Origin of the sequence: Lentzea indica (assembly GCF_012184385.1) — a bacterium.
Taxonomy (GTDB): domain Bacteria; phylum Actinomycetota; class Actinomycetes; order Mycobacteriales; family Pseudonocardiaceae; genus Lentzea; species Lentzea indica.
Genome location: NZ_VSRL01000376.1, coordinates 1 through 6,569 on the forward strand (window position 1 = coordinate 1; position 6,569 = coordinate 6,569).

Genomic DNA, 6,569 nt, shown 5'->3' on the forward strand with positions numbered 1-6,569 from the left:
CCAGGGCGGGGTCACGGTGCGCTCGAAGCGCTTCGCGGCCTCTGACGGCAGCTTGTGCCGGCGGACCGTGCGCGCGATGGACGCCGGGTCCCAGTTCGCGGCCTCGAGCAGGATGTCCGAGGACGAGTCCTGGACCTCGGTGGAGGCGCCACCCATGACACCGGCCAGCGAGATCACGCCGGAGTCGTCGGCGATCACGATGTCGTCGACGTCGAGAGCGCGAACCGTGCCGTCCAGCGTCGTGAGCTTCTCCCCCGCCAAGGCGCGGCGGACCGTCAGCGCGCCGGACAACGACGAAGCGTCGAACGCGTGCAGCGGCTGGCCCAGTTCGAGCATCACGTAGTTCGTGACGTCGACCGGCAGCGAGATCGAGCGCATGCCGGCGAGCATCAGGCGGCGGCGCATCCACCACGGCGTGGGTGCGGTCGGGTCGACACCGGAGACCCGGCGGGCGACGAACCGCGAGCAGCCGGTGCGGTCCTCGATGTGGACGGGCCACACGTCGCCCTCGGCCTCAGGGATCTCGACGACGCCGGGGTCGCCGAACGGCACTTCCAGCGCGCACGCGATCTCACGGGCGAGACCGCGGACCGAGAACGCGTAGCCGCGGTCAGGGGTCGGCGCGACCTCGATGACGCTGTCGTTCAGGCCGAGCAGCTCCATCGCGTCGTCACCGGGCTGCGCGGTGCCGGTGGGCAGCACGAGGATGCCGGAGTGGTCGTCGCCGATGCCGAGCTCGTCGGAGGCGCAGATCATGCCCTGGGACACGCGGCCGTACGTCTTGCGCTCGGAGATCGTGAAGTCACCCGGCAGCACGGCGCCGGGCAGCGCGACGACGACCGAGTCGCCCTCGACGAAGTTCGTGGCACCGCAGATGATCTGGTTGACCTGCTCGGGGCCGACCTCGACCTTGCAGTAGCGGATCGGCTTCTTGAACTCGGCGAGCTCCTCGATCTCGACGACGCGACCGGCGACGATCGGGCCGGTCACGGGACCGAGCGGGGTCACCTCCTCGACCTCGATGCCGATGCGGGTGAACGCCTCGGCGAGCTCGTCGGGTGTGGGGACTTCGTCGAAACCGAGGTGTTCGACCAGCCAGCTGACCGGGATGCGCATCCGGCTCAGGCCTCCGTTCCGAATGGCTGGGTGAAGCGGACGTCGCCCTCGACCATGTCTCGCATGTCGGGCAGGCCGTTGCGGAACTGCAGCGTCCGCTCGAGGCCCATGCCGAACGCGAAGCCGGAGTAGACGTCGGGGTCGACGCCGCAGGCGCGCAGCACGTTGGGGTTGACCATGCCGCAGCCGCCCCACTCGACCCAGCCCGCGCCGCCCTTCTTCTCCGGGAACCACACGTCGACCTCGGCCGACGGCTCGGTGAAGGGGAAGAAGCTCGGGCGCAGACGGGTCTTGGAGTCCTCGCCGAACATGGCGCGCGCGAACGAGTCGAGCGTGCCCTTGAGGTGGCCCATGGTCAGGCCCTTGTCGACCGCGAGGCCCTCGACCTGGTGGAACACCGGGGTGTGGGTCGCGTCGAGCTCGTCGGTGCGGAACGTGCGGCCGGGGCACACGACGTACACCGGCAGCTCACGGTCCAGCAGCGTGCGAGCCTGCACCGGCGAGGTGTGCGTGCGCAGAACCAGCTGCGAGTCGCCGGGCGCGATGTAGAACGTGTCCTGCATCGAGCGGGCGGGGTGGTCCTTGCCGAAGTTCAGCGCGTCGAAGTTGAACCACTCGGTCTCGAGCTCGGGGCCTTCGGCGATCTCGTAGCCCATGGCCACGAAGACGTCGCCGATGCGCTCGGCGAGCGTCGTGATCGGGTGGCGCGCGCCGCGCGGGAAGCGGTCCCACGGCAGCGTGACGTCGACGGACTCCTCGCGCAGCACCCGCTCGTCGCGCTCGACCTGGAGCACGGCGTAGCGCTCGTCGAACGCGGTCTTGATCGCGGACTGCGCCTCGTTCACGCGCTTGCCCGCCTCGGCCTTCGCCTTGGGCGGCAGTGCACCGATCTCGCGGCGGGCCAGCAGCACGGGCGACCGGTCACCGAGGTGTCCCGGCTTGACCGAGGCGAGTGCCTCCAGGTCAGCAGCTCCGGCGAACGCCTCGCGCGCCTTCTGCACGGCCGCGTCGAGGTTCTCGGCCGAGAGCGCCGCGACCTCTTTCGGGTCGTACGGGTCGTTGGCTCCGGACATGGTTGGTGGACAGCTCCCGTCGCGGACATCAGGTAATCAACAGGCCGATCCTAGTGGGTGCGCTCTTGACCGCTCGCGGACGTTCCTTTAAAGAGCGGCACTGGCCCCTTGGGCGTCCCTAGGATGGGCGGCATCATGTCGCACACCTTCCGCGTCGACCTGCGCGGCATCATCGACCTGCTCAGCCACCACCTGTACAGCAGCCCGCGCGTCTACGTCCGTGAACTGCTGCAGAACGCCGTCGACGCGATCACGGCACGGCGTGGGCTCGACCCGTCCTGCCCCGCGGACGTCACGATCACCTGCGGTCCCACGCTGACGATCACCGACACCGGCGTGGGCCTCACCGAGGACGAGGTGCACGAGCTGCTGTCCACGCTCGGCCGCACGTCGAAGCGTGATGACCTCGGGTTTGCCCGCGAAGGGTTCCTCGGCCAGTTCGGCGTCGGCATGCTGTCGTGCTTCCTCGTCGCTTCTTCAGTGACGGTTATCACGCGGTCCGCGCGCGGCGGCTCTGCCGTGCGCTGGAAAGCGGATTCCTCGGGCAACTACACCGTGTCTGAAGTGGACACGGTCGAGGACGTGCAGGTCGGTACGACGGTGGTGCTGACCGCGTCGCGAGGCAACGAGCACTGGCTGGAGGCCGACGTCGTGCGGCCGTTGGTGAGCGACTACGGCGACCTGCTCCCGGCCGTCGTGACGGTCGATGGCGCCGTGGTGACGCGGGGCGAACGACCGTGGGACGACGAGGAAGCCGACCTTTCCGCGTACTGCGAGCAGGTCTTCGGCTTCACGCCGTTCGAGGCGATCCCGATCGAGGTTGAGGCGGCGGGGCTGACCGGTGTCGCGTTCGTGCTGCCGCAGGGCGTGCATCCCGGGACGCGGCAGACGCACCGGGTGTACCTGAAGCGGATGCTGGTCGGGGACAACGTCGAAGGCCTGCTGCCGGACTGGGCTTACTTCGTGCGGTGCGTGGTCGACGCGTCCGCGATCCGGCCGACGGCGTCGCGCGAGTCGCTGTACCAGGACGAGATGCTGCTGGCGGTGCGCGAGGAGCTCGGAGAGCAGATCCGCGACTGGCTGATCAGGCTGGACGCGATCGAGCCGCGCCGCGCGGGTGAGCTGCTGGTGGCGCACCACCTCGGGATCAAGTCGCTCGCGCGGTCGGACGACGAGATGCTCCGGCTGGTCGAGCGCTGGCTGCCGTTCGAGACCACGGACGGCGCGATCCCGTTGCGGCAGTTCAAGCGCAAGCACGGCGCGATCCTCTACATCCCGGACGTCGACGAGTTCCACCAGCTCGCGCCGGTCGCGGCCGCGCAGGGCCTCGGGCTCGTGAACGCCGGCTACGCCTACGACATGGAGCTGCTGAACCGGCTGAGCGCTCTGGACGGCCCCGCCGTCGCGCGCAGGGTGGCACCTTCGGAGTTGCTGGCGGCGCTGGCCGATCCGGAACCGGACATCGAGACGGCGTTGCGGGTGCGGCTGTCCGAGGGCGCCGCGGCGCTCGACCGGCACGACTGCGACGCGGTGATCCGCGACTTCGACCCGGTCTCACTGCCCGCGCTGCTGATCAGCAACGCCGAGCAGCAACGCAGACTCGACACCGAGCAGACCGCCGAAGAGGCGACGGATCCGTTGTGGGCAGAGCTGCTGGGGCAGCTGACCTCCGGCTCCGGCTCGGCACGGCCGGAGCAGCTGGTGCTGAACTGCCGCAACCCGCTCGTGCAGCGGCTGGCGCGGCTCAACGACCCGGCTCTGGTGGAGCTGACGCTCGAATCTCTTTACGTGCACGCCGTTCTGCAAGCGCGGCGGGCAATGCGACCGAAGGACACGGCGGCGCTGAACCGCTCGTTCCTGGAACTGCTGGACCGCGCTGTCGGGGGTAGATGACATGGCCGACTTCACCGCTGAGGACGCGGAAAGAGCGTTCCTCGAGGCGTACAACATGCCGACGGGCATGCCGAAGCACGAGGCGCTGGAACGTGCCGCGCGCATGGCCGACGAGCTCGGGCACCTGCCGCTCGGGGTGTCGTGCCGGATCTCGTTGATCGACTCGGCGTACTACCTGGCGCGCTACGACCTGATGCTGGCGCCGTTCGCGTGGGCGCGCGCCGCCGAGGAGAAGGACCCCGAGGCGTTCAACGACTACGAGCGCCACTCGCTGAACTGGTCGCACAAGTGGATCGCGACGGGGCTGCGCCGGGACCCGCGGTTCTCGCTGGAGCAGCTGCGGGCGGTGATCGGGCAGCTCGCCGACCGCTACGGACGGCTCGGTTTCTCGGTGCAGCCCGTGCACGGTGCGCGCGCCGAGTTCGCCTACCACGTCGGTGACATGGTCGGCCTCGCCGAGCACCTCGGGAAGTACCTCGCCACCGAGTCCGGCCCGATGGCGGACTGCGAGGCGTGCGTGGTCGAGGAGCAGGTCTGGATGCTGGCGCGGCTGGGCCGTCACCAGGAGGCCGCCGCACACGGCTGGGAAGGCCTGACCGGCAACACCAACTGCGCCACGCAGCCGCAGGGCATCCTGTCCGCGCTGCTGTGGCCGTTGCTGGAGATCGGCGACGTCGAGCGGGCAGCGCAAGCGCACACGACCGCGTACCGGTTGATCAAGGACGACGAGATCACCTCGTACGTGCACGAGCACATCCGGTTCTGCGCGTTGACGGGCAACCTCTCGCGCGGCGAGGACATCCTGCGACGGTCGCTGCACAAGATGACCGCCACCCAGCTGCCGGCCGACGAGATGTCGTTCGCCGAGTGCGCTTCCGTTCTGCTGCAACGGCTTCCGGCCGACACGGTGTTCGAGGTGCCCACGCTCGGTTCGTTCACCGCCGCCGAGCTGCTCGACCGGCTGTCGACGCGGGCCGTGGAACTGGCGAAGGCGTTCGACGCGCGCAACGGGACGCCGGCGTGGCTGGACCGGGTGTCGAAGTCGCTGGAGCAGGCCGACTACCCGCACGTCGAGCTGGCGGTTCCGTCCGCGCCGGTGGTGGCTCCCGCCGAGGAGCCCGTCGTGTTCGGCGACCCGGTGGAGATCGCAGAGGCGATGGTGACGCTGTACGAGCAGGGCGACTTCGTGAAGGCGCGGCGGATGCTCGACTCGCTCCCCGCGGACATGGACTCGTTGCTGCCGCCCGATCTCGCGGCGCACGCGGGCATCCGGCGGATGACGACAGGGCTGGTGCCGTTCGACCCCTCGGTGTTCGAGGAGCTGCTGACCGCACTGCCGGCCGACCTCGCGCTGCGGTACCAGGCACGGCTCGCGATGGGGCTCGAAGGCGGCCTGGAGCTCGCGGAACGGTGCCTGGCCGAAGCTTCGTCGGACTACACACGGGTCGTCGCGGCGTTGACGCTGGCCGAGCTGCTGGACAACGACCACTCGCACGAGCGGGCCAACGAGATGATCGCACTGGCGTCCTCTTTGGACGTTCCGGAGCTGCGCGGCCGCGTTGCGGTCGAGACGGCGGAACACAAGGCACGCCAGCAGGATCTCGAAGGCGCGTACGCGGACATCGTGGCGATCATGGCCGGTGAGCTGCCGCTGAACGCCAGGTTCGAGGGCTTCCGGCTGAGGTTGCGGCTGGAGACGTTGCTGGGCAAGGCTTCCGAGGCGATCGCGACGGCCCGTGAGTTCGTGTCGGCGTTCCCGCTGCCGGAAGCCGCGGAGGCGCGCTGGTACCAGGTGGCGTCCATCCAGGAGCTGGACCAGGAGGGGGCCTGCCTGGGCGACCTCCGCGAGGCGGTGGCGATCTCGCGCGTGCACCTCTCCCCCGGCCACACCGCGCACTTCTGCTTCGCGCTGAGCGGCGGGTACGTGCAGACGGACCGGTTCGTCGAGGCCGCCGAGGTGCTGGAGGAGTCGCTGCGGCTGCTGCAGGAGGGCCAGGAAGACCTTCGGCTGCAGGTGGTGTTCCGGCTCGGCCAGGTGTGCCGCAAGCTGGACGAGCTTCCCGCGGCCGAGCGGTACCTGCGCGAGGCGTCCGAACTGCTGCCGCCCGAGGAGATCGGGCGGCGGGCGTTCCTGCTCGACGCGCTCGCTTCCGTGCAGGGACGCCTGGACAAGCACGACGAGGCAACCGCGTCGTGGCGCGCGGCCTCCGCGTTGTGGCAGCAGGAAGGCAACCTCACGGAGGCGATCGGCTCGTTGATCGAGCTGGCCTCGAACCTGCCCGACGACGACGTGGTCGAGACCCGCGCCGCCGTCGACGAGGCCGAGGCGCTGCTGCCGTTGCTCGACGACCCGCGCGAGGTCACGCGGCGGCAGGCGGAGATCGTCGCGATCCGCGCGTGGGTGCACGGCCAGGCCGGTGAGTTCGCGCTGGCGATGAAGCACTACCGCGACGCCGAGGCGTTGGTGGTGTCGCTGGGGGACGAGAG

At 69.9% G+C, this 6,569-nt stretch carries 4 protein-coding genes; 2 read left to right on the forward strand and 2 right to left on the reverse strand.

Annotated features, from left to right (window positions below; translation table 11 throughout):
• A partial coding sequence (locus FXN61_RS46210) for a phenylalanine--tRNA ligase subunit beta (protein WP_167980153.1) occupies positions 1-1,116 on the reverse strand: 1,116 nt, incomplete at its 3' end.
• Between the two features lie 5 nt (positions 1,117-1,121).
• Positions 1,122-2,189 (reverse strand): phenylalanine--tRNA ligase subunit alpha, encoded by a 1,068-nt coding sequence (pheS, locus tag FXN61_RS46215; RefSeq protein WP_167980154.1) that lies wholly within the window; start codon positions 2,187-2,189, stop codon positions 1,122-1,124.
• A 123-nt stretch (positions 2,190-2,312) separates the two neighbouring features.
• On the opposite strand from pheS, the gene FXN61_RS46220 reads away from it, so the two are divergent.
• Positions 2,313-4,082, forward strand: coding sequence for an HSP90 family protein (locus tag FXN61_RS46220; RefSeq protein ID WP_246293111.1), 1,770 nt, complete (start codon positions 2,313-2,315; stop codon positions 4,080-4,082).
• Position 4,083: 1 nt separating this feature from the next.
• A partial coding sequence (locus FXN61_RS46225) for a tetratricopeptide repeat protein (protein ID WP_167980156.1) occupies positions 4,084-6,569 on the forward strand: 2,486 nt, incomplete at its 3' end.